This window comes from Pedobacter lithocola (genome assembly GCF_042650845.1).
Classification (GTDB): domain Bacteria; phylum Bacteroidota; class Bacteroidia; order Sphingobacteriales; family Sphingobacteriaceae; genus Pedobacter; species Pedobacter lithocola.
The window spans coordinates 195,008-219,263 of record NZ_JBHSBW010000003.1; the positions used below are offsets into that span (position 1 = coordinate 195,008).

Sequence of the window (24,256 nt, forward strand, 5' to 3'; positions counted from 1 at the left end):
TTGTAAAGCTAAGGTCACTCCTACTTTTAAAAATAAATTTTAAGCAAGTTTTCCATTCCGTAAAAGTCGAGTCTACTAACATTTAATACCGAGCAAAGTATATCATAACCAAAGGCCTGTGGCCAAAATCACGATCAAAATAAACTTCACATAAAAAAATGGCAGGCGAATGAAATAAAAATTTACTATTCAAATCAGGAAAAAATTTACAATTTTCCCCAGAACAAGCTTAATCCCGGCTACCGGAAGAAGGCACTAACCAACTAATAACCCCCTTATGAGATTTCAACTATGAAGAAAGAACGCATGTATCTGGTTCGTTCTGTAAAACTACCTATGTTTTTTCAGCACGTATTTAAGCCTGAATTCTGGATCCTATTAATAACCTGCGCCTGTTTACCGGCTTATGGCCTTACAACTAAAAGAAAAGAAACTCCTTTATTTAAAGATGAAAAATTAATGATGGCCAAAAAGACCAAAGGGCTGTCTTTTTTCCCGTTTGTGGACATCACCGTAAAAGGTAAAGTTGTGGATGATAAAGGAGAAACAATGCCTGGGGTAACCATCAAGATAAAAGGCTCCCAATTAGGAGCAACAACAAACAACAATGGAGAATTCAGTTTTTCTGCGCCCGAAGGGGCCATACTTACGGTATCATTTGTTGGATACAAAACACTCGAAATCCCAGCTGCTGCAAATATGACCATCAAGCTCTTCAGTGAAGCAAGTAATCTGGATGATGTAGTTGTGCTGGGCTTTGGCTCTACACAAAAGCGTAGCGAGCAAACCGCTGCTTATAGCACACTCTCAGGAAAGGAGCTCCTAAAAGCGCCGGTTCCTGATATGACCAATGCACTTATCGGAAAAATTCCGGGTGTGGTGACGCGTCAGGGAAGCGGAGTACCAGGAGAAAACGCTGCAGACATTTTTATCCGGGGCCGCTCTTCTGCTAATTCCGCAGCGCTAATCATTGTAGATGGGGTAGAACGAACTTCTTTTGGAAACATTGACCCTAATGAAATTGAATCCATCAGCGTATTAAAAGATGCCTCTGCAACCGCGTTATATGGTATTAAAGCAGGTAATGGTGTAATCGTTATAACCACTAAAGTTGGTAAAGCAGGCCCCTTTAGGATTTCCTATTCAGGTGGAGTAGGTCTGGTAAGTTTAACGGGCCTGCCCAATACGGTAAATGCCTTTGATGCCGCTAGTTACACAACTGAAGGAGAAAACAACCTGATTGCTGCCGGACTGTTTACGCCTGCACAGAGAACTTTTCAGGATTCAGAACTCATTAAGTTCAAAGATGGTTCCGACCCGCTCCGCTATCCGGATGTCAACTGGTATAAAGCGGTAACCAAAGAAAACTGGTTAAGAACCCAGCATAACCTGAACTTTAGCGGCGGCAGTAAATTTGCGACGTTTTTTATTTCCCTGGGTTATTTGTTTGAAGACGGGATGTTTAAAAACTTTCAGCCCATTAATGGCTATAGAACTTCGAATTCTTTTACGCGATATAATTTCCGGAGCAATTTGGATTTTAACCTAAGTAAATCAACTGTTTTCAGTATCAAATTCGGTGGCCGAGTGGAAGATACGTTTGGTATACGTGGCGGGGTAGCCGGAACTGGCGATACCGGCGGAACTACGGCGATTATCAGCAGGTTATTGGCTATTCCAGCCTGGGGAGTTCCATTTTTTCCAGAGTATACCAGCAGAGCTACGCCGGAATTGGCCGCTTTGGATGATTTGTACAATAATATTGAAAATCCCCGAATTGGGGTGAATACCTTTAACCCCTACTCTCAGTTGACCCGAAACGGATATTTCAACAGAATCAATAATACCATAGAAAGTGTATTTGTACTTAATCAAAAGCTCGATGTGATTACCAAAGGATTAAGCTTTAAGGGTACATTAGGACTTGATGCTTTTATTATCGGCGTTCGGGCGCAGTCGGGCAGTTACGCGAAATATCAGGTTGATCCGGTGACAGGCGAGCTGATCCCTTTTTCTGGCTTTTTTAATGATAACCTTGGCGGGGTTAATAGTAGCCGTGATGGATACAATAAAACAAATATTCAACTGGGCTTCAATTATGACCGTGAGTTCAGTAAACACCGAGTATCCATACTGGCGCTTGCTCAGAGGGAAGTACGCGGGGTTCAACGCAATATAGCCAACGCACCATTTGCTAACCAGGGTCTAGTATTAAGTACAAAATACAACTATGCAGGCAAATATTTTGTGGAATTCAACGGGGCTTACAATGGATCAGAAAACTTTGCAGCTGGTAAACGTTATGGTTTTTTCCCATCGGTTTCCGCAGCGTATAATGTGAGCGAGGAAAAATTCTTAAAAAATATCCACTGGTTGTCATTTCTAAAAATCAGAGGATCCTGGGGAAGAACAGGTTATTCTAATCCGGCAGTCACAGGAGAAACCCGCTTCTTATACAATAGCAACTTTACCAGTGGCGGGGGTGGTGTGAATGCCAATGGCGGGATTTCAGGGGCTAACAACATTGTATATTTTGGAAACGGCACAAGTGCGACAGCAAATTCGGTCGTCTTTCAGAGTCAATTTGGAAACCCGGATATCACTTGGGAAAACTCTGTTAAAAGAGATCTGGGGATTGAGGCTAGCTTTTTCAAAAACCGACTAAAGTTAACCGCTGATGCTTATGATGAAGACCGAACCCAGATTGCATTGCGTCGTACGAATTCCGCGCCGCTAATCTATGGAGCGACATTGCCGATTGTCAACTACGGAGCTAATTATAATAAGGGATATGACTTGGAACTCTCTTATAATAATTTAGGTAACAATTTTAATTATGGCATCAATATTCAATATTCTCGATACAGAAACCGGGTGGTCATTAACGATGAGGCTTTTAATTTACCAGCTTATCAAAGTCTTTTAGGAACACGCCTTGGACAATTTGTTGGCTATCAAGTGATTGGCTTTTACCAGAATGTTGCTGATATCGCCGCAAGCCCAGTTAATAACGCAACCGGTGTTCGAGTGATTCCGGGAGATTTAAAATATCAGGATACCAATGGGGATGGAACAGTTGACTCACAAGACAGGGTTACTATAGGTGGCACAGATATTCCTCAAGGCATATTGGGGGTTGAACCAACGGTAAGCTATAAAGGAATATCGCTATCAGCTCTTTTCCAGGGTGCTTTTGAAGTGAATTCTGCTGTTTTGCCCTATGACCCGGGACGTTCGCAAGTCTATACACCAATGCTTGGCAGATGGAAATCGCCGGCAGATAATGAAACTGCAAGTTGGCCGGTTGCCAAACCAACAAATTATCCCAACAATCCCAGTTATGTGTTGAACTCTTTCCTGTTGCAAAATTCTAGTTATGTTAAGCTACGAAATGTGGAACTTGCCTATCAGTTTCCATCAACACTTGCAAAAAGTCTGAATGTACAAAGCATAAGGGTTTCACTGACTGGTCAGAATCTATACACTTGGACTAAATTCAAGGGTGGTCTTGATCCGGAAATTGCCAACGGAGCTACCGCAGGTGGACTATCCAATTCCAACATTTACCCCTTATCCAAAGTATACAACTTTAGTGTTAATGTTCAATTCTAATTCGAAGCATATGTTTAAAAAGATATTTACCGGTTGTCTATTAATGATATTACTAGGCCAGGCAGGTTGTAAAAAAGACTTCCTACAATTGGATTTGGGAACTACCCTGCCCGAAGAAAAAGTTTTTGCAGATCCCTTGCTAACTACTCGCTTTGCCGATAATGCATACAATTTCATGATTGATGATTATGGTCGTTTGCAGGATACTTACAAAGGCACCACCGGACAGCTAACCGATGAGGCGACAGGGGTAGTAATCAGTTTAGCTCCTATTTGGGCGGGCAATTATTTGGTCGCAAACACCGAAATTGCCAGTACATATCCCCGGATGTATCAAGGCATACGGATTGTAAATACCGTTCTGGCTAATATAGATAAGGTTCCCTGGTCGGGCAGCATGTTTAATCCAAAGTTAGTTCGTGCACAAATGCTTTTTCTGCGTGCAATGTTTTATTTTGAACTCATCAAGCGTTACGGGGGCGTAATTATCGCCGATAGGCCATTTACCCCTACCGAAGACATCGACTTGCCAAGAAGCAGCTATCAGCAAACGCTGGACTTTATTCTCAAAGACCTTAAAGATGCTGAAGATATTCTAAAAGTGGAATCCTCACTCAATTATTCTCCGGCTACAGATTGGGATGCGGGAAACTTTGGCCGGCCGACTGTAGGTGCGGTTAAGGCTTTACGCGCGAGATTATTAATGCTCGATGCTAGCCCATTGCATAACGCCTCTGGCGATCCGGCCAAATGGGCTATCGCAGCCGCGGCATCAAAAGAGATTATCGATATGAGCAAATATGCCCTGCAACCCGATTACAATACTTTGCTTAATGTGGACACCTCTCCGGAATATATCATGATAAAGGTACGAGCACCCAGGCAAATGGGCGGTTCTAGTTTTCCAAATGATTTTGTGATGTCTCCTGGCTCGGGTGGCGCACAGGGTTTACTCAATCCGACCCAAAATCACGTGGATTTATATGAAGCGGTTAAGCGCAATACATCCACCGGACCTATTGTTAGCAGTGCACCGATAAATGCCGCAGGCTCTGGTTATGATCCGCAGAACCCCTATGCGAACCGTGATCCCCGCTTTTATGCAAATATCATTTACCACAATATGAGCTGGCAGGGGCGCCAGATCCAAATGTATGAAGGAGGAAGTGATTTTAGAATCGGAACAAATACCTTCACTAGAACGCGCTATTATTGCAAAAAATTATGGCCTGAAGTGTACCGAGCAGGTGCAACTGCACGCAGTCTAATAAATTACATTTATTTCCGTTACGCTGAAGTGCTTTTAAATTATGCTGAAGCAATGAATGAGGCAAATGGTCCGGGCGTTGAAGTTTACCAAAATATTAACCTGGTAAGGGCCCGTGCTGGTATGCCAGGTCTGCCAGCAGGGCTATCCAAAAATGATATGCGTACCCGTATACAAAATGAAAGAGCAGTTGAATTTGCTTTCGAGGATATTCGCTGGTGGGATATCATGCGATGGAAGAAAGGTCCCGAGTTGGTTTCACAGACCCTTACCGCGATGAACGTTTTGAGGGTTGGAAATGGCTTTAGTTATTCCATTGTTCCCGTTGAGGCAGCTTATCAGCGAACGGCTTTTCAGGAGCGTCAATATTTATATCCGATTCCATTGACTGAGGTTAATAAGTCCAAAGGAATTTTAATTCAAAACCCAGGCTGGTAAATCAATGACCATTACTTACAACAATCAAATCCAATCGTATGAAATTTTTTAGCAAGTATAGTTTGCTGCTTTCCATGCTCTGCCTGTGTGTATTGGGAACCTTTGCACAACAGGATAAGGAAGCCAAGTCAGATACTATTTTTAAGGGTATTGTGCTGGATGCGCAAAGTAAACCGCTATCTGGAGTATCGGTTTATATTCAGGAAAAAATAGGCACGGTGTCTTCCGATCTCAAGGGGGAATTTGCGATTAAGGCTAACGTGGGTGATGTGCTTATCCTTCGAAACCGGGGCTACATAACCCAACAACAGATTTTAGGCAATGAAAATCTTTTGAGCATAACCTTAATCAGAGCGGATGCAGATGCGGGAGAAGAGGATAATGCGACCACACCATTTGCCATTCTTAAAAAAAGGAATGTATCTGGTGCAGTTACCGTGTTAAACGGAAGTAATATCCCTCAGTTACCAACTAATGATTTACGCAACCTGTTCGCCGGACGTTTATCTGGTCTGTATCAGTCACAGGTTGGTACCGCCCCCGGAACAACGGTAACAAATGTATTCATGCGAAGCATCAATTCTTTCAATGCTAGAACAGCCAGAATATTTGTTGATGGTACCGAAAGAGATTTTGGGGATATGGACATCAGCGAGATAGAAAGCATAACCGTACTTAAAGATGCCTCGACGCTAGCCTGGTATGGTTTACGGGGCGGCAATGGGGTAGTTATGGTGACCACGAAAAAAGGAGATTCAATCCGCTCTTACATTCATTTTGATGCTCAAGTGGGTTTTCAGAATGCCATCAATTTGATAAAACCATTAAATTCATATGACTATGCGAGTCTTTATAATGAGGCTTCTTTAAATGATGGTGCTGTGGCGCCCTATAATCAGGCAGCGCTTGATGCCTATCGCAATAACACCTTACCCTTTTTGTTTCCAAACAACAACTACATAGAAGATTACTTGCGTAAAACCGCTCCGATCCAGCGCTATGCATTTTCAATGGGCGGTGGTAAAAGAACGGTTCGCTATTTTGCCTCGGTAAGCTACTTAAATCAGCGGGGCTTTTTAAACAATACTCAAACGCCCAGTTTCGATTCAAATGTTGGTTTTAGGAAGCTCAATTTCCGTGGGAACATTGATTTTGAAGCCAATAAATACTTAACCGTTAGCCTGCATGCAGGAGTGCGCACTGAAAACAGGCTTTCGCCCGGTACTGGCCTGACTGATGTCATGAATAATATATACAATACCCCACCTAATGCTTACCCTATCTTAAATGCAGATGGTTCCCTAGGTGGTACGGCGCAGTATACAAAAAACCTGCTAGGTTTATTACAGCAAAGTGGTTATACGAGTGACCAAAACCGGGTTTTACTGGCAACGCTAAGCGTCAGACAGAAGCTGGACTTTTGGATACCAGGCCTATCATTCAATGCTGTAGGTTCATATGACGGGGTTGGAAATTACATTTCAGGACTTACCCAGCAATATTCGGTTGCCGACCAAACGCTTGCAAATCCAGCCAACTACCTAACGGCTAGCCCAGTGGCCTACCGCACAACCACTTATGGAAACAATGCTTTGCAGAATGAGTTTTGGGCAGGCTTCGATTATGAGAAGACACTGGGGAGTCATCATCTAAATATTTCACTGAAAGGACAGCGCTTCGCCGATAAAGCCCCTGAACGACTGGATTTTCGTAACCAGGGACTTGCAGGGCGTATTGATTATAATTATAAGCAAAGGTATTTCGCTGGATTTACCGCAGGCTATTCTGGTTCGGAGAATTTTGCACCAGGCAAGCGTTATGGCTTTTTCCCAGCCATTTCGGCAGGCTGGATACTTTCTGAAGAAAAGTTTTTAAAATCTGTACCAATCCTTAGCTACTTAAAATTGCGGGCGTCCTATGGCAGCGCCGGTAATGGGGACATTGGGGGTTCGCGTTTTCCTTTTGAAAGTTTTTACAGCAGAAATCTTTCTAGTGGTGGTTATAGCTTTGGTCTGACACCAACAGCAACGAATTCCGCTTCAGAATCTAATCTTGGAAATCCCAATATTACCTGGGAGACGGTTCGAATGCTAAATACAGGTTTTGATGTACGCTTTCTGAATGATGCGCTTGGCTTATCGGTAGATTATTACCAGACCCGCCGAGACAACATTCTGACCGCAAACATTTTTCCTAGCCTTATTGGTCAAGACGCTGGATTGGTCAATGGTGGAAAAGTACAGAGCCGTGGATTGGAATCATCTGTTTTTTATTCTAAAAAATTAGGTAAGCTGGAGATGAACTTCAATGGCAATGTTCTTATTTCAAAAAGTAAGGTTCTTGCAGAGAATGGTCAAGAAGGACTCCCCCTCTATCAACAGACTGTTGGTCATATTGCAGGCTCGACACTAGTATTCCTATCCGATGGCTTTTTTCAATCTCAGGCAGAGATAAATAGCCATCCCCAACAAACTCTGGCAGGAAGAGTAGCTCCCGGAGATATTAAATACAAAGATATTGGCGGTCCACTGGGGGTTCCGGACGGTATAATAGACAACAATGACCAAGTCCGCATCGATAAAACCGCACTTCCCAATACCTATTATGGATTTGGTGGTAATCTGCGCTACGGCATCCTTGATTTAGTGTTTCAGTTTCAGGGGGTGGTTGGCCGGACGATAAATATCCAGGGTCTGGTGAATAGCGGTCCGAGTGCTTTCAATGCATTAAGTTTAGACCGTTATACGCCGTCTAATGCCGCCAATGCCAGATTCCCAAGACTTGGGATAGCAGATAGAGGAAACAATACTGCTGCATCAGATTACTGGTTGCGTTCTGCGGATTATCTAAGTCTTAAATCCCTAGAAGTAGGGTTTAATTTACCTAGTAAATTGACCACAAAGCTGGGCGTAAGCAATGCACGCCTATACATTGGCGCTTTAAATTTATTTACCACCAATGATTTAGGTATAGGAGTTAACCCCGAGGTGCCTAATGCCGGAAGTGGCAGCACGTATCCATATTCAAGAACTTATACACTGGGAATCAGCGTCGCTTTATAAACATTACAAAGGAATAAAATATGAAAAACCACAATAGGGAGCATCTAAAATATCTGTTGATTGTATTGGTGATCTGCATGGGATGTAAAAAAGATTACTTAAAATTTGATTACACTGATGGAAGCATTCGGGAAGAAGATGTCTGGAAATCCGATCGCAATTCAAGGGGATTTTTAAATACAACATATGCCGGGCTAATTAATGGCTACAGTGTGGATGGTGATGGGGCTTTGTTGGCATCGGCTTCCGATGAAGCGGTCAACTCTAACGTAAACTCTAGGATAAACATCATCAATAATGGCACCTGGGGAGCACTGCGTACAATTGATGACCAGTATAATAATATGTATACCAATATCCGTAAAACGAATCTGTTTTTAGAGAAAAGTGGTAGTAGTGCGATAACGCCAGCGAGTGATATTGTCAGGTTAAAGGGGGAAGCATATTTTTTAAGGGCTATGTATCATTTTGAACTTATGAAACGCTATGGGCAGATAATATTGGCAACCAGATCCTATACTACTACAGACGATTTGGATTTACCAAGAAATACGCTCGATGAAGTTATTGCGCAAATCAGTGCAGACTGCGATGAGGCAATAAAGGTTTTGCCTGCTTCTCAATCAGACTTGGGAGTGGCGGATAAAGGAAGGGCAACTGCAGGGGCTGCGCTTGCTTTAAAGTCTCGGATGTTGCTTTATGCAGCCAGTCCGCTTTACAATACCAATGGCGATCTTTCTAAGTGGACTGCTGCAGCCGCCACCGCCAGGCAGCTCATAAACCTCAATAAGAATTCACTATTGCCTTTAGCCCAATTGGGAAATTTATGGGACTTTTCCGTTGCTGCCTCCAATTACAGCCCGGAAGTTATTTTCGCAACAAATGTTAGTGCCACCAATTCTATCGAAAGCAACAATGCACCGATAAGCTACGAAGGTAAAGGAAGGACCAACCCTACTCAGGAGTTGGTAAATGCTTTTGAGATGCGCGTAAGTGGCAAGCCAATTACGGACAACACTTCAGGGTTTTCTCCTACAGATCCCTACTCCACAACTGGTGCAAGTGCGCGAGACCCTAGACTGTCTTTATTTATCATTTATAATGGTCAATCCTTTAAATCAAGAGCTGTTGAAACCTTCACAGGTGGCCGGGATAATATGCCAATAAACATCAATAACACCAAAACTGGCTATTACCTAAGAAAGTTTCTTTCGGAGAGTTCAGCTTGGGCGACGGGTGCTACAAGTGTAAACCGAAACCGTCCCTGGATATTTTTCCGTTATTCAGAAGTTTTGTTGAACTATGCCGAAGCCTTGAATGAAGCTAGTGGACCTGTTACTGATGTTTATACTTATGTAAATCAGATTCGCCTACGTGCTGGCATGCCAGTGTTGCCAGCAGGATTAACGCAGTCACAAATGCGTGAGCGAATCCAGAATGAGCGCCGCGTTGAGTTATGCTTTGAGGGGCATCGTTTTTTCGATGTGCGCCGATGGAGGAAAGGTACAGAACTTTTCAACAAATCAGTTTCGGGTATACAAATTACAAAAACCGGAACCAGCTTAACATACGTCCCCTTTCAGGTTGAAAACCGAGTGTTCACAGAAAAAAATAATTTATTTCCAATACCTCAGTCAGAATTGAATAAAGCGAGTAAGTTAAAACAGAACCCAGGGTATTAGCATTTAACAATAGGAATAGCTCCTATAAAAGATTTCAGTAACAGGGTGGGGAATTAATGTTTATAAAAAAAATGAAGCCGATTTCTCTTGCCTATTATAGAGCAAAAAATGAACTTAAAGAAGCGATTAAAGTACTTTAATGTTTTTGAGGATGATTTGTGTTAAAAGATTAAAATCAGTTGGATCGGAATATTGAGATTTCATCGCCATTTAATCTTTTAATTTTTGAGGTTCAAAGGGCAGCTCACAGGGGTTTTGAAAAATCTATATGAAAACGAATATTACAATCTTTCTTGTTTGTTTTCTATGCTGTAGTAAGTCCATGCATGGTCAGCAGTTATTAGATACTTCCACTCTAAAATCAATGAATACCACTCATGACATCCGTCTGGGACCATGGGGGCCTTATTCTAAGAAATATGCTGGTATATCACATATCCCTGATATAGCCGCTGGGATGCGCTTCGATTTTTTTGTGATGCCGGGTTTTTACCGAAATAAAGTTTTGATTCCCAATGTAAATTTTGAATCTGGGTATTTCCCCTGGCAGGCAGATTCTAGGCAAGGCTCCTATACTTACCGGTATGAATTGATCTGGAAAGATCAGGTGTATGTGGACGTAAATTATCAGATAGTAGATAGTAGTAAGGTAATTGTAAGTATTAAGTGTGTAAACCGCACAGAACTTCCTCAAAGTCTTGCTTTAAACCTAATGGCTTCGATGAATTATCCCGAGGTATGGCCAAGGTTTAAATTACAAAAGTCTTCGCAAGATGTCTGGATAAATGCAGTGGATTATAAACAAATACGTTTTGCAAGACAGGAGCCTAAAGATAATCTAGTTACTGATGGTCTGATGAATGGAGAAATGCGTAACGAAGGCTTTATTGATGGGTCTGCGTTGACAAAAAAGTTTGGACAGTCAGCGGGTAACTCGTTATCCTACTCAATTCCAGCTCAATTCAAAAAGGGTTATCTCACCATCTTCTATCGGGCTGATATTGGCGCGGTGAGCAGGATTTCAGCTTCCGGAGCGATTCATCAGCAAATCATTCTAGAGGGAGATGGCAAACTTAAATGGATTGAAATTCCTTTTGAGTGGGATGGGTCAGGCCGGTTGATACTAACATCGCTTGAGGGAGATGGCGTGGAACTCAATGGTCTACTCTGGAGCATTAAAAAAGACACAAAATTCGCGATTGAAGATAATCTTAAGGTGGTAAATCCGAAAGTATCAACGGATTTTAAAAATCGTCAGGCAATTCTAAAATATCAACATGCTCCGGGCTATTATGGTATGAGCTGGGGTAATTCCTCATATAAAATTCGCGAAATCCGCAATGATGAACTTGATGTCTACTTTCGTAAAGCTATTCATAATCATGTCGATAGCATCCTGAAAGGAAATAATCAGGGTCATTTTGAAAATATATTTATCAGACCACTCGTGCTATTGGCGGGAAGTGAAAAAACTTTTAGTTGTGTACTAACGCACAACCCTAGTATGGCTGCAGCTAGACAAAACATGTCTGCACCTAAAAACATACCACAAAAAGCGCAAAAACCTTTTATTGGCCCAACTTTTCTCCCAGAAAGTAAAACCTATGCTTTTAGTCAGAAAATGCTCCGGGCAGCCTTACTGGAGAATATCGTCTATCCTATCTACACCCAGCGAAGTTACATCAGGCATTATACACCCGGGAAATGGTGGAATAGTTTGTACACCTGGGATTCGGGTTTTATCGCTTTAGGGCTTAATGAGTTAGATATAAACAGAGCCGTAGAATGCATCAATGCTTACACAACTGAACCTGGCAGCCAATCCGCCTTTATTCATCATGGCGCTCCAGTTCCGGTGCAGGTTTACGCATTTTTTGATTTATTAAACAAAACGCAGTCATTGCCACTACTTGAATATTTCTATCCTAGGCTAAAGCAATATTATAGTTTTTTATCTGGCAAGCTAGGTAGCTCCTCAACAGGACGATTGAAATCGGGATTACTTAACACCTGGGATTACTTTTACAATTCAGGTGGATGGGATGATTACCCAGCGCAGGTAGGTATTCATCAGCAGCGGCTGGAATCCACTGTCTCACCCGTAATTACAACTGCCCAGTGTATACGTTTCGCGAAAATATTGCGCATGCTTGCAAAAAAGTTGAACAAAAATGCAGATGCTGCGGATTATGACATCGAAATTAAAGCATTTTCCAAAAGTCTTCAGGCTTACAGCTGGAATGAGGAAAGCGGTTATTTCAGCTATGTGCGTCATGATTCAAGTGGTAAAGCAATAGGTGCCTTCCGCTATAAAGATGGTAGTGATTATAATCAGGGTATGGATGGAGCTTATCCTCTATTTGCCGGGATTTGCACCCCAGCGCAACAGAACATATTGCTAAAAAAACTTTTCTCGGCTGATCATATGTGGACCCCTTACGGCATGGGCGTGGTTGACCGGGCGGCAGCTTATTACCTCAACGATGGATATTGGAATGGGTCAGTGTGGATGCCGCATCAATGGTTTATGTGGAAGACCATGCTTGATTTAGGCAAACCTGAACTTGCGATGCGAATCTCGAGCACGGGCCTTGAGGTCTTCAAGCGGGAAACGGATCATTCCTATTATACTTTTGAGCATTACCTCTCCGAAACCGGCCGGGGCGCGGGCTGGCATCAGTTTTCAGGTCTTTCTACTCCGGTTTTAAACTGGTATAATTCCACTTTTAAGATCGGAAACGTCACCACCGGTTTTGAAATTCTACAAGAAAAAAGCGAGTTTAATTCGGAATTTTCCAATTATGAAGCATTACTAAGTTTTGATGATTCGACGCCCGCACACGCGCGTAGCATGCTTATCTGTTTAAATCCGTCTTATCAGTATCAGGCAATGTTCAATGGAAGGGTAATCCAACACCTGCAGCCTTATCCCGGGCTGCTTCAGGTAACACTACCAGCAACCAATGTTGCTGGACAATTAATTATCAAAATAAAAGGGCGTAAGTAGAAAGGTCGAAAAACATTTTAATAACTGGCTTTATTAATAGCCTCACTTATGATTTCTGTCTTCATGAAATATTATCAGCTAAGAAAAGCACTGCCATTCCCCCGGCGCGCAGGACATTATTTGGCCCGATGCGATTATTCTCTCTTCAAGACCATCGCCCAGGTTCCAATGTGGAATATAGCCTAAAACATTACGTTTACTTAATGCGCTAAGTAAGTAAGGTAGATTCAAACTCTTCGATGGGAACCGTAAAATAGGGTTCAGCTGAAATTAAAAAATTCTTAAAGTGCGGGGATGTATTATGTTCTTCCATTGCAGCCTCTGATGCCCATTCCTCCATCATGATAAAAAATCCTGGTTGTTGAGTAACTTGATGTAAATCATATTTCAGACATCCTGGCTCTTTTCTGGTTTCTTGTATAAGTTGGACAAAAAGACCATTTAATTTTTCAAGATCTGCGCTATTGTTTTTCGCGCGGATAAGTGCTGTTATTGTTATCATATTGTTTAAATTTATTAAGGTTAATGGTAAAATTTTTCTAAAAAATCTTCTTTTCATTTTAACTTTTCGCACTTTTTATTTTTAAATCAAAATAAAAAATGGAATACCAAACAATGCCTTCTTCCAATAGTACTCGATAGTTTTTCATATCCTGTTGCTTTCCGGCTGGCAATCTTTCAAAGAAGTTTTAATCCTTGTCAGCTTACGTTCCCAAAAGCAATTTCTTCATTCATTTGTGGCACTAACCAATTTGCCATCTTTTCTATAAAAAGATAATCTTGATACATATCCTTGAAGGCATGCAAAACAAAACTACTATTACTTACGCCCTCATCAAATGGCTTTGCTGCATAAATAATCTATTATCATCAACAAAAGATCCACAAAATTTTCTTCTGAGTGCACTGTAGGTTTTGTAATCTCTCACGTGGATATATCCTTTAAATTTAGGAGCTAAGTAATACAATGGTATCTATATTTTTCTCCTAAGAACAAAATTAGGACATATACCTTTTACAACTTGGTACAATTTGGTTATAAATTTGTACATACCAATCCAGAGCGTTTAAAACTAATGCATTGTTAGTGGAGAAATTCGCCTAAAATTGCTTTCAACCGGCAGGGACTTTAATCAAAAAAAATCTATTTTTTTGCCTGAATTTTGTCAGTCATACTTGATAAATCTAAAAGTGAGTTTACCAATGAAATATCCACAACAGTAGAAAACACGATATAAAATCTGCTACGAGACAATCTTTGGGACAGCTGCGCCTTCGACAAGAAAAAGCATTGTTTTTAACCTATTTTTTTACCTTCCACAGCCATCACTGATATCTGCTACAGAATTGCATTGAAAATTGCAGGGTGATGCGCTTAAGTTTTTGAATATTACGGCCTAAACAAAATTAAGATGAGAAACATGGTACCATGCGGCGTGATGGGTAATGATTTCAGAGAAAGTCTATTTATTTTTTCTTGCAAATCTGGAAACATCGCTTCAATACCTTCCATAGATACTAGAATGGAAGCACTACTTCCCAATGCTAAGCTTTCCCGAATTCTTTGCCTAACATGATGCTCGTAATCGCCGTTACGGAGCGCATCACAGACTTCATCATTTTTCTAAGCGAGCCTATTTCCGGGCGGTAACGGTAATCTCTACACTGGCCTTTTGTGGCAAATGAGCGATCCCGATACAGGTTCTGGAAGGAAAAGGTGGTTTAAAATAATTTTTGTAAAGTGTATTAAACTTTGCGTACTGTCCAAAATCTTTCAAATAAACAGTAACTGTAATTATCTTATCCATTGATGACCCGGCGGAGATTAGGATTGTATTGATTTTTTCAAAAACCTGATTGACTTCCTGATCAAAACTTGGTGCTGGCACACCAACCTGTCCCGACAAAAAGATAAGACCACCAGCTTCCCTGAATGCGCTAAATGGTTTATCGTTCAGATTTTGAGCATACGATGCGATTGAAAACAATATTGCTATTGCAGTAATTGATATTTTTTTCATTGTAATCCATATTTACTAATCAGCAACACCATAGCAGACATTGCTGCCGCACCCATGGCCACCTCTCTAGGGTTAATTTTATCATAGGTATCCAATCTGCTATGGTGAATATCAAATAGACGGCTATCATCGCAATCCAGGCTAATGAGTGCAAGAGCCTTGTTTTTCATTGGAACCAAATCAATTCCACGCTGCTCCAACTGGATGTCTCCAGCCTTGTAGGTTTCAAATAACTTCGCCCATTGCCTAAACTGCTTTAAGGCCTTGGAGCCTGCTTCCACCCTAAAGCCTCTGGCTGCAAAACCGCCCGCATCAGATTCCATGACAGCGATATGCTTCTCACCATTCAATGTGGCTTGCCTGGCATATTCTACTGCACCGTGTGCACCTGCCTCTTCATTCATGTATAGCACAACACGCACAGTACGGGCGGGCCTGAAGCCTAATTGATTAAACACCCTGAGCATTTCCATCGACTGGACCAACCCGGTTCCATCATCAGAGGCACCCTGACCAAGATCCCAGGAATCAAGATGTGCACCAAGGGTCACAATCTCCTGTGGAAATTCCCAACCTTTGATTTCCGCAATCACATTGTTGGACCTAACTGGTGATAAAAGCCTGCATTTCAGCTCCAAAGATAGTATCATTCGTGGATCGGCTTTTAGTGCAGCGCTAAGCCGGTCTGCGCTTATTGTGCTTAATGCGACAGCAGGGATTTTTTTCACTTTTTCATCATAGCTAACAGCGCCGGTATGGGGAACATTGTCTTTTGAAAGCGTCAAGGATCGAATTAATGCCCCTACAGCCCCTCTTTTAGCGGCAGCTATGGCGCCAAGAGATCGTTGATCCACTGCCTTAAGATAGGCCTTAAAAACTTCCACCTCGGTAGGATCCATCGCCCGGTTAAAAAATACGAATTTACCAGCAATCTCCGCATCTGTCATATCCGCTAAAGCTTTCCATGAATTTACCTCGACGACCTCGGACTGCAGAATTCCATCTGTAGGAATCGATCCTCCAAGCGCACTGATATCAAGTCTGCTTTTTCCACCAGATGCGCTGAAATAGGCTCGCTCAGTATCCCCCCTTTCCCAGCGGGGAACAGTTACTGGCTGGAGGTATACCCTATCGGGCTTGTAACCTTCCATTACGGATTTTGCCCATACAACCGTCTGCTCCGCGGCTGCAGATCCGCTAATTCTTGGACCTATCTTATAGACCAGCTCCCGCAGGTTTTGATCCATTGTATGATCCTTCAGTACCTGGGTATAAATCTTGCGGATCATTACAGAATCTGCATCTACCTGGGCTAAGGCAGGATTAAAGATCAGCAGCGCAAAGCCAAGCGAAACCATAGAGATGGTTTGATGAATAGATTTCATTCCTTATTGTCCTTTACCTGTGGTCGTATAATTGATCGGAAACCACCTGTAGCCCTTTCCTAGCGGTCTGATATGGCCGATTCCCGGAAAGGATAGGTGATCTGCAGCAATCCAGTACCCTTCTTTTGCAGCCTGCTCAAAAGCCTTTTTGCGAGTCCTCGCTGCCCAGGCAGGATCAACATCATAAACAATGGTGATTTCAGGCTTGGCAAATTGTACTGCTCCAGAATGCAGGATGTCACCCCAGAACAAAATCTTCTCTCCTTCACTGGTTACTTGGTAAAAACTATGGCCTGGCGTATGTCCGGGGCTGGCTAACGGAGTTACTCCGGGAAAAAGCGTTTTACCATAATCAAAGGTTTTGATCTTACCCGCTTTCAGATATGGTAACATTTTAAGCCTCGCCTGGTCAAAATAAGGTTTCATTTTATCAGTGGCTTTGGCATATTGTTCATCATTGAGCCAGTAATCTGCTTCCTGTTTGCTTACATAAACTGTAGCGTTGGGAAATACCATTTTATCGCCGTCCATCAGCCCTCCTGTATGATCGGTATGAATGTGAGTAATTAATATCACCTCGATCTCTTCGGGATTATAGCCAGCACGCTTCATATTTGCAGGTAGGTGTCCAAGTGTCGGGCCGTATAGTTCAGAGGTTCCCGCATCAATCAGAATGGTCTTTCCGCCAACTTTAACTATATAGGCATTGACAGAGGCTTCAACAACCGGCTGCTGAAAATTCAGGTTGGTCAACGCTTTTACCTCGTCAACATTGGTGTTGGTTAATAGCTTATCAAGCTCCTGAGGGATGCTTCCATCTGATAAAGCGATAACCTCTATGCTGCCTAGCTTCATGTGATAGCTACCGGGCTGAGCAAGAACTCCTTCTTGATGCTGTGCCTTAGCCACCTGCATGAATGTTAAAACGAATACCGTAAAGGTAATATAGAAAGCAGCAGAGCTTTTGACCCGCTTTAGAAGATATTTGTATGTTTTCATTTTTAAAATATTTATCGTGCGACAAAACTATGGCTTACATACAAAACTTAAAAGTACGCACTTCATTATAGCATAGGGTTAAAATTATCCCTATAGCCCCATTCCTTTCGTTTCTCGACCTTCCTGGGTCCATCTCATAATTATAAGCAGACAGCTAAACACAAATGGGCTAGGATAAACTGCTACCGCTTTGATGCGTATTGCTTTGGCACCAATCATCAATGGCACATCCTTGTTAAATCTGTCTGCAGAGTAAACAGCTATGGGTTGCAGCAATACGTGTATTTAATCTTCAAGATACCTGAGGAAATTTTGAATCAGCCAAGGTTATCACGCAAGATGCTGAAATCGACCAATAGATAAGCAGGTGACATAACGACAAGATAATTATGTATCTGGTTTAGTTTGACGCAGTGCGCAGCCAGTAAGACTTTCAGACGAGCTTAGCTCATTTTTCAATTTGGCATTCTAGCTTTAAGAACTGTATTTCCTAAAAGAGACATAAGGCCTTAGGAAGATTGATGTTACACTGTAAACTAACAAAAGGCCGGAATAAGCCCTCAATCAACATGGGTATAAAACTAAGCACAAATCAGCTTTCGTAGTGGGTTAAATGAACGCCAATTACATCTTTGAACATATTGCTTATCTTTGTAATGATAACATCTTATGAAAAATGGAAAGAAAGATACCAAAGGAAATTGATTGCGGAATGGGGATGATTATGGATATCATTGGAGGAAAATGGAAACCTTGCCTACTGTTCAACATCTGGAAGGGTCATCGCAGGCCAAGTGAGCTTCAGCGTCTCAACCCTAGGGCAAGTCGTAGGGTTTTGAATCAACAGCTTACCGAGCTGGAGGATCATGGCATAATCAGCAAGACCATTTATCCTATTCTTCCTCCAAAAGTTGAGTATTTTTTGACAGACCTTGGATCTTCGCTGATTCCCCTGATCCAATCTATGGATAACTGGGGTTCGCAATATCTGGAAAATCCTCATCAACATCCAAAAATCAATTTACTTGAACTTCCCCATGCAGAGTGTAAAACAATGATTTAAGCGATCATAATTAACATTTTATTATAGAACCCGATAAGACTGATATGCGTTGGAATGGTATTTTCCGAGCAATTAAGTTTTTGCAAATGCTATTGGGTCAAAAATAAAGCAATCAAAAAATTTGAGGATGAATTTTTGAAATTCAAATCTGCGCGCTGCAGCGATAGATTACTTGCTTTTATTTTGTCTCCATATTTTGCTTTAAATAAAAAAAAATACATCACAGTAGAGATCAATAAACAATTTTTATTTGTCTCTAGGCTACTATTGTCAATAGTCTGTAGATGCTATCTCACTCTGCAGTTGTCGATTGCTACAACCCATTCGTCACAGCCACAATCTACACACTTTAAGGGGGCCTCAGTTTTAATACGCTTTATGTTTCCGCAGAAAATACATGCATAATCTTTATTGGGAGAAAGCATTTTGGTTTTTTGCGCAAATAAGGCCGGCAGGATCGGAAGACCCAGCTGTACTCTATCATCCGGATAGAAATAAACACTTAGTGTTCCCGATGTTTCCAGAATTACGGTTTCTACCTGACCCAGATGTGAAATGCTCTTTTGCCTCAATTCAGCAAAAAATTCATCTAGGCCAAGTGCTTCCTTTCCAAATTCTTTAGTATTACACCGACCGTCTTTAATTAGATAAACACATCTTCCTTCAATTAAGTCATCTAACTTTTGATTTTTAGCGGTGAGGTAGGTAGTCAACCGATAAGCGCCAACAATAATTGTGAAAATTATGATGGGTACAATTAAACCAATTTCCTTGTAAAACATGGGATCACCTGCAGCCGAGCCTAAACTAATAATGACAACGAGTTCAAAAACGGACAGTTGCCTTACCCCACGTTTCCCTAAAAGCCGTAAGCCGGTAAGAATGATGAAATACATGATGAGGGTACGAAGTGCGATTTCGGGCATGAATTCCCATCGATCTTCTCCGATAAAGAAATTTTGCCAGTCAATATTTATATTCATAGTTCGAGTTGTGTGGTTAGAACATTTCTGAAGAGAAAACGATTTGGGAATTGATAAGTTTTTCTAAACCTCTTTGACTAATTGTGGTTTGCCAATGAAAGTAATAACCAATGCCAGAAATGTCAAGGGCAGGCGTAAAGCTGAAATCCGGGCTTACCACCCTTATAAATCCTAGGCCCAAGCTTTTTCATATTTAAGTAATTCCTCATAAGGATTGCCTTGCAGGCCAAGCAATGTAGCAAAAGCTGGTTCGGTTTTCATACCTTGCCGTTTTAGTTCAATAATTTGCTTTCGAAAAGCTTCACCTTTTTCCAACAGTATTTGGTATTCAATCATCATGTGGCGATAGGCAACCTGGCGACGGGTAGGAACATCCTGTCCAAAGATTTCAATTTCGAAATCTGCGACCTTAAATTTTGCGACTATGGCGCTTGGATTGGTTTTATTGTATTCCCAGATCTTGAAGCCATCTTCATACTGGAATAAATTGGTTAACACATTTGATAAATATTCTTTATTGCTGGAATAGCATATAATATCAATATCGCTACTTTCGATATCAATATCAATTGGTATTGTTCCAACAACTATTGGATCAAATTCAGAAATCATTTCCAGAATAAGCTGTTTTTTTAGCATATCATAAACACTAATTTGTCTATCATTTCCGTATTTAAGGTACGCTATTGAATCAAAGTTTTTTACTGGGTGCATTATGAAAAGCTATTAAGTAAACTATGAGTATCCTAGGTATGTATTAATCTTAAATTTAGATATATATCCTGATATTTTGTTTAACTGATATTCTTAACTAATTATATAAATAAGATCCTTCATTTTTTAAACTGGTTCTCAATTCAAAATTGTAAAAAGTGGCAATTATAACGCTAAAATTATTTACTAATTAATAATAGTGCCCTTACAATTCCAAAAAGAGTTTTAGCTTTAACATTGGGCACTGTTTATGAGCCCCTTTTATCGGATCTTTTTGTTGCTAACAACATTTCCGTATGAACCATAAATATCCTCTTCCTGGAAAAACAATACATTTCTGAATTCTTGCCTCTGGCATGAGTGATGGGGTTCAGTGAGGAATTTAAACGGTGCGTAAGATAGATTTTATCTTTATTGTTTTTAAGGGACGTAGGTAAATTTCAAATATTCTCTGAGTGTAGTCGGTTTCCTTTGTAATATTTGTTCCAATGTCCCATCACAATAATTATATTCATCATTATTTATAATCTGTGAGAAGCGCAGGGCAATAGATATTTTTTCATCTTCGACTCCATGTTGCTTCAATGCTGAAACAAAGAATTCCTGGTTAGAATTAAGGAAAGGTACCTCATGCCCTGAAAGGTCGCTCAGTATATCGGCCACCTCAATGAAAGAATATGACTGGTTACCTGTAAGCACATAAGTAACATTTGAATCATCTCTCTTAATAATAATTTTCGCCATTGCCTCTGCTATATCTGCAATGGTGGCAAATGCTGATTTTCCGTGTCCCACAGGAAAATTTATCCCATTAATTGGTAAATGTTCTCCAATAAAAAAGGGTATAGTATCTGAATTGAGTCCGTTCTGAAAAATGGTGTATTGACAACCGCTCTGCCTAATGTGATTTTCGGTAAGAAAATAGGAATCATTTAAATAGCCTAATTTACTTTCTTGTACATGACGGTTTAGCGCGCCGCTGGCAAAATATAAATGTTTAATCCCACTTTCCGCCGCGGCATCTATAACATTTTTATGCTGCCCGAACGCACCTGGGCTTGCTATGGGAATGAGGAGTAAACTATCAACACCAACGCATGCTTTTTCAACATCCTTTTTATTGTCGTAATTGCCTAGTCTAACAGAAAGACCTAGGTCTTTCCATTTTTGCGCCTTTTTTTCATCTCTGGCATATATTGCGATCTCCGAAGGATTGATTTTTTCCAGCAAATTTTCTATTACAGCCGCACCTAGATGCCCTGTAGCTCCAGTGATTAATATCATAATAATTTATTGTTGTTTACAATTCATAATTTTTATCCAATAATTCAGGAATGCATTTTACATAACAACCCCATTGTGATAGGCTTAACGCTTTGGACAAAAATATATAATTGAAATTGGTTGTTTCATGTATTTCATTAAAAATGCGCATAAAACAAAGATTAAAATAATGTAATTATGGTTTATACATCAAAATATTTTTTTTGTTTTAATAAAAGATGGTGTAGCAAATTTATCTTTCATTTTTATGGGGGTAATGGATTTCATTCGATATAAAATAAATCATATCCTTTTCACAAATACATTTAACAGTTTAAATCAGCATAGATCTTAAAAAATGCTCTGAAAGCAACATATTAAACTTCATATTGCCAAAATCCATTATAATCGAATACATTGGGGAATTGTGTTGAACTGATATTTACAGCATATGCTCGAAAGCTATAAGCCTCTGCAAAAATAAAACTGTAGATGACCAAATAAAGAAGCGTTGGCCGTCATTATATTGTTTCTAAATCTTGCACTTGGCGGATACCTTAGCATAAGCGTAGATTGAGTGCTTAAAGATTAGTCCAGCAGCTCAATTACGCACTGAGGGTTGAAAACGAGATTCAAAATCAAATTAAGTTGGATATTATCAATTTATCCGTTGGGTTAGACCAAGAATTTAAGGCTAAATGCTCGGCTTTCGAAGGAGTTTGCAAAGACATCTTAAAAAAAAATTCAAGCAAACAAAGAGTCTAATAAAACCGGCTCTGTATCTGCTTGAAAATTGAATTCTATCCGGCAATAAGATTCGAATACTGTTGGATTTGATTCATTGGAGAGCTTTTGCGCTCATAAAAGGCATAGATTAACTCGATGCTAATCAGTACATCATCCTAAAGACTTATCACCCGCATTAATGTAGACCTGGCATCGCTTAGGTCAACAATTCCTCCAAACCAAATGCTTTGATTACTTTAACATATTCCATTTCAACTGCCTTATTAGCTGCCTCAACAATATGTCCGGTTGCGCTGTCGACGGTTGTCCTTAGTGGCCTTTGACCCTTTGGTAATGTAATCAGCTTTACGATTGCATCAGCAACATCTTGGGGATTTGGTTTTGTATCTTCGAAAATCTGTCCAATTGCAGCGCCCATCTTATTAGGAAAGTCAGCAATGAGTTTATATTCTTCTGCAATGGCTGCATCTGATCCGAATTGGGTTTTCTGAGACATTTCTGTGGGAAAAGCGCCTGGTTGAACAATAGCAATATCGACACCTAATGGACGAAGTTCGTAATGTAATCCCTCGCTCAATGCTTCTAAACCAAATTTTGAGGAAGAATATATAGCAAAAAAAGGAGCTGAAAATCTACCCCAACCACTTGATACATTAATTATAAGGCCTTCTGATTGTTTGCGCATAAAAGGCAGCGCCAGTTTGATCATTCTCCAAGGTGCGATAACATTAACGTCCAACATCCGATTCAGATCATCTGAAGTAGCAGTTTCCGCCACACCAAACATACTCGTTCCTGCATTATTTACCAATACATCTATCCTGCCCTCTTTTTCAATGATGAAGTCGAACGCGCTTTGTACACTTTTCTCATCTGTTAATGAAACATCCAGGACGGTGATATTTTCTACCCGCTCGAGTTCATTTGCTTTAGCAGCATTCTTTCCTTTGGTATCTCTTATTGTAGCATAAACCATATGGCCCATGGCCGCAACAGATTTAGCACTCAGCCACCCAAACCCACTGTTCGTTCCGGTAATTAACACAACTTTTTTTTCCATGTTTTCTCTATATAAATAATTATACAAATATTCACATCTAAAAAAATAAAGCATTTACCATTTGGTAAAAAGCAGTTTTAGCGTATATTTTTTCTTATTCTACTAAAAGACTGCTGAGTAATGCCAAGATACGAGGCAATGTGAGAAAGGGGAACACGATTCACAAGACCAGGAAATTGCTCAATAAAGGAGTTATATCGTGAGGTGGCGTCTTCCGAAACCAAAGGGCTTCTTCTTTCTATTGTTTTTAACAGACAGTTTTTAACTATCAATTCGGTAATATGGTGCCATCCGACAATTGTATTTCCAATTTCGTCCCAGTCTTTCTTTGAAAACACAAGCAATTTACAATCGGTAACTGCCTGTATATACTCCGAAGCAACCACTTGGGCTTCAAACCTTTGTTGGTCGGACACAAAGTTATTTTCGTCAATAAAATATTGTGTAATTTCTTTGCCTTTATTATTGTAGTAAAGGAAACGAACGACACCTTCAAGTATGAATCCAACCTGTTTGGGTATCTTTCCGGCTTCGGAAAAATATTCATCTTTTTGAATGTAAATTACCTTAGCCTTGCCTTTGATCAGATCTATTTGATGTGTGTTCAGATTCCCGAACTGTAATAGGTAATCGATGAATTCTTTCATAACCTTAAAGTTCCAATTTATTTAAAACAATTTATTTACCATATGATAAAAACTTTAACTAAATAAATCCTGCACCGGCATACCGTTTCTTCGAACCCTTCTTTGACGATTTATTCTTTCGATTATCCAAAGTAATCATTATGGCTTTACCGGAAAATTTCGCTATCGTATATCTGGTTTTTAAGTCTCAGGGCATGCTTGGCCGGAATATAAATATACGGGAAGCTACGATTCATGTAATGAAGAGGTTGCACCCTATGGCCGGATAATAACAGAAATTGCTACCCGCACGATTTAGACTTCGAG

At 40.6% G+C, this 24,256-nt stretch carries 15 protein-coding genes; 6 read left to right on the top strand and 9 right to left on the bottom strand.

Annotation, left to right across the window (positions count from 1 at the left end):
• Positions 1–291: 291 nt before the first annotated feature.
• The 5 genes from ACFOWA_RS01605 to ACFOWA_RS01625 all read left to right on the top strand — a co-directional run bounded on the left by ACFOWA_RS01605 (position 292) and on the right by ACFOWA_RS01625 (position 13,068).
• On the top strand, positions 292–3,612 hold the full coding sequence (locus tag ACFOWA_RS01605) for a SusC/RagA family TonB-linked outer membrane protein (protein ID WP_378981124.1): 3,321 nt from the start codon (positions 292–294) through the stop codon (positions 3,610–3,612).
• Between the two features lie 10 nt (positions 3,613–3,622).
• Positions 3,623–5,317 carry a RagB/SusD family nutrient uptake outer membrane protein gene (locus ACFOWA_RS01610; RefSeq protein ID WP_378981126.1) on the top strand — a complete coding sequence of 565 codons (1,695 nt, stop codon included), beginning with the start codon at positions 3,623–3,625 and terminating at the stop codon, positions 5,315–5,317.
• 38 nt (positions 5,318–5,355) lie between these two features.
• Positions 5,356–8,379, top strand: coding sequence for a SusC/RagA family TonB-linked outer membrane protein (locus ACFOWA_RS01615; RefSeq protein WP_378981128.1), 3,024 nt, complete (start codon positions 5,356–5,358; stop codon positions 8,377–8,379).
• Positions 8,380–8,447: 68 nt separating this feature from the next.
• On the top strand, positions 8,448–10,061 hold the full coding sequence (locus tag ACFOWA_RS01620) for a RagB/SusD family nutrient uptake outer membrane protein (protein ID WP_378981218.1): 1,614 nt from the start codon (positions 8,448–8,450) through the stop codon (positions 10,059–10,061).
• Positions 10,062–10,425: 364 nt separating this feature from the next.
• On the top strand, positions 10,426–13,068 hold the full coding sequence (locus ACFOWA_RS01625) for an alpha,alpha-trehalase (RefSeq protein WP_245228027.1): 2,643 nt from the start codon (positions 10,426–10,428) through the stop codon (positions 13,066–13,068).
• 208 nt (positions 13,069–13,276) lie between these two features.
• On the opposite strand, the gene ACFOWA_RS01630 is transcribed toward ACFOWA_RS01625, so the two are convergent.
• The 4 genes from ACFOWA_RS01630 to ACFOWA_RS01645 all read right to left on the bottom strand — a co-directional run bounded on the left by ACFOWA_RS01630 (position 13,277) and on the right by ACFOWA_RS01645 (position 17,473).
• Positions 13,277–13,627, bottom strand: coding sequence for a putative quinol monooxygenase (locus tag ACFOWA_RS01630; protein ID WP_378981131.1), 351 nt, complete (start codon positions 13,625–13,627; stop codon positions 13,277–13,279).
• 1,075 nt (positions 13,628–14,702) lie between these two features.
• Entirely contained in the window at positions 14,703–15,089 is a 387-nt protein-coding gene (locus ACFOWA_RS01635) for a RidA family protein (RefSeq protein ID WP_154282725.1), read from the bottom strand.
• The gene (locus tag ACFOWA_RS01640) at positions 15,086–16,474 is read right to left on the bottom strand and encodes a M20/M25/M40 family metallo-hydrolase (protein ID WP_154282726.1); all 1,389 of its coding nucleotides are present in this window, start codon (positions 16,472–16,474) and stop codon (positions 15,086–15,088) included. Before ACFOWA_RS01640 ends, ACFOWA_RS01635 begins: the two co-directional genes overlap by 4 nt.
• A gap of 3 nt (positions 16,475–16,477) precedes the next feature.
• A complete protein-coding gene (locus ACFOWA_RS01645; protein WP_154282727.1) occupies positions 16,478–17,473 on the bottom strand; it encodes an MBL fold metallo-hydrolase in 996 nt (331 codons plus the stop codon).
• 676 nt (positions 17,474–18,149) lie between these two features.
• Here ACFOWA_RS01645 and ACFOWA_RS01650 point away from each other — a divergent pair.
• A complete protein-coding gene (locus tag ACFOWA_RS01650; RefSeq protein ID WP_154283206.1) occupies positions 18,150–18,536 on the top strand; it encodes a winged helix-turn-helix transcriptional regulator in 387 nt (128 codons plus the stop codon).
• 287 nt (positions 18,537–18,823) lie between these two features.
• On the opposite strand, the gene ACFOWA_RS01655 is transcribed toward ACFOWA_RS01650, so the two are convergent.
• The 5 genes from ACFOWA_RS01655 to ACFOWA_RS01675 all read right to left on the bottom strand — a co-directional run bounded on the left by ACFOWA_RS01655 (position 18,824) and on the right by ACFOWA_RS01675 (position 23,950).
• Positions 18,824–19,519: a DUF421 domain-containing protein gene (locus ACFOWA_RS01655; RefSeq protein WP_378981134.1), complete on the bottom strand. Its 696-nt coding sequence runs from the start codon at positions 19,517–19,519 to the stop codon at positions 18,824–18,826.
• 171 nt (positions 19,520–19,690) lie between these two features.
• Positions 19,691–20,233, bottom strand: a complete 543-nt coding sequence (locus tag ACFOWA_RS01660; RefSeq protein WP_154283204.1) for a DUF4269 domain-containing protein — start codon at positions 20,231–20,233, stop codon at positions 19,691–19,693.
• Between the two features lie 420 nt (positions 20,234–20,653).
• Positions 20,654–21,517: an NmrA family NAD(P)-binding protein gene (locus tag ACFOWA_RS01665; RefSeq protein ID WP_154283203.1), complete on the bottom strand. Its 864-nt coding sequence runs from the start codon at positions 21,515–21,517 to the stop codon at positions 20,654–20,656.
• A 922-nt stretch (positions 21,518–22,439) separates the two neighbouring features.
• Complete coding sequence (locus tag ACFOWA_RS01670) at positions 22,440–23,303, bottom strand: SDR family oxidoreductase (RefSeq protein ID WP_154283202.1); 864 nt, start codon at positions 23,301–23,303, stop codon at positions 22,440–22,442.
• Positions 23,304–23,380: 77 nt separating this feature from the next.
• Positions 23,381–23,950 carry a Crp/Fnr family transcriptional regulator gene (locus ACFOWA_RS01675; RefSeq protein WP_154283201.1) on the bottom strand — a complete coding sequence of 190 codons (570 nt, stop codon included), beginning with the start codon at positions 23,948–23,950 and terminating at the stop codon, positions 23,381–23,383.
• Positions 23,951–24,256 lie beyond the last annotated feature (306 nt).

What these genes read in the sequence shown, in the direction of transcription:
- ACFOWA_RS01635 (WP_154282725.1), bottom strand. Translation starts at nt 15,089, where the DNA reads ATGAAAAAAATATCAATTACTGCAATAGCAATATTGTTTTCAATCGCA.
- ACFOWA_RS01670 (WP_154283202.1), bottom strand. Translation starts at nt 23,303, where the DNA reads ATGGAAAAAAAAGTTGTGTTAATTACCGGAACGAACAGTGGGTTTGGG.
- ACFOWA_RS01625 (WP_245228027.1), top strand. Translation starts at nt 10,426, where the DNA reads ATGAATACCACTCATGACATCCGTCTGGGACCATGGGGGCCTTATTCT.
- ACFOWA_RS01660 (WP_154283204.1), bottom strand. Translation starts at nt 20,233, where the DNA reads ATGCACCCAGTAAAAAACTTTGATTCAATAGCGTACCTTAAATACGGA.
- ACFOWA_RS01610 (WP_378981126.1), top strand. Translation starts at nt 3,623, where the DNA reads ATGTTTAAAAAGATATTTACCGGTTGTCTATTAATGATATTACTAGGC.
- ACFOWA_RS01675 (WP_154283201.1), bottom strand. Translation starts at nt 23,950, where the DNA reads ATGAAAGAATTCATCGATTACCTATTACAGTTCGGGAATCTGAACACA.
- ACFOWA_RS01650 (WP_154283206.1), top strand. Translation starts at nt 18,150, where the DNA reads ATGGAAAGAAAGATACCAAAGGAAATTGATTGCGGAATGGGGATGATT.
- ACFOWA_RS01645 (WP_154282727.1), bottom strand. Translation starts at nt 17,473, where the DNA reads ATGAAAACATACAAATATCTTCTAAAGCGGGTCAAAAGCTCTGCTGCT.
- ACFOWA_RS01640 (WP_154282726.1), bottom strand. Translation starts at nt 16,474, where the DNA reads ATGAAATCTATTCATCAAACCATCTCTATGGTTTCGCTTGGCTTTGCG.
- ACFOWA_RS01630 (WP_378981131.1), bottom strand. Translation starts at nt 13,627, where the DNA reads ATGAAAAGAAGATTTTTTAGAAAAATTTTACCATTAACCTTAATAAAT.
- ACFOWA_RS01605 (WP_378981124.1), top strand. Translation starts at nt 292, where the DNA reads ATGAAGAAAGAACGCATGTATCTGGTTCGTTCTGTAAAACTACCTATG.
- ACFOWA_RS01665 (WP_154283203.1), bottom strand. Translation starts at nt 21,517, where the DNA reads ATGATATTAATCACTGGAGCTACAGGGCATCTAGGTGCGGCTGTAATA.
- ACFOWA_RS01615 (WP_378981128.1), top strand. Translation starts at nt 5,356, where the DNA reads ATGAAATTTTTTAGCAAGTATAGTTTGCTGCTTTCCATGCTCTGCCTG.
- ACFOWA_RS01655 (WP_378981134.1), bottom strand. Translation starts at nt 19,519, where the DNA reads ATGAATATAAATATTGACTGGCAAAATTTCTTTATCGGAGAAGATCGA.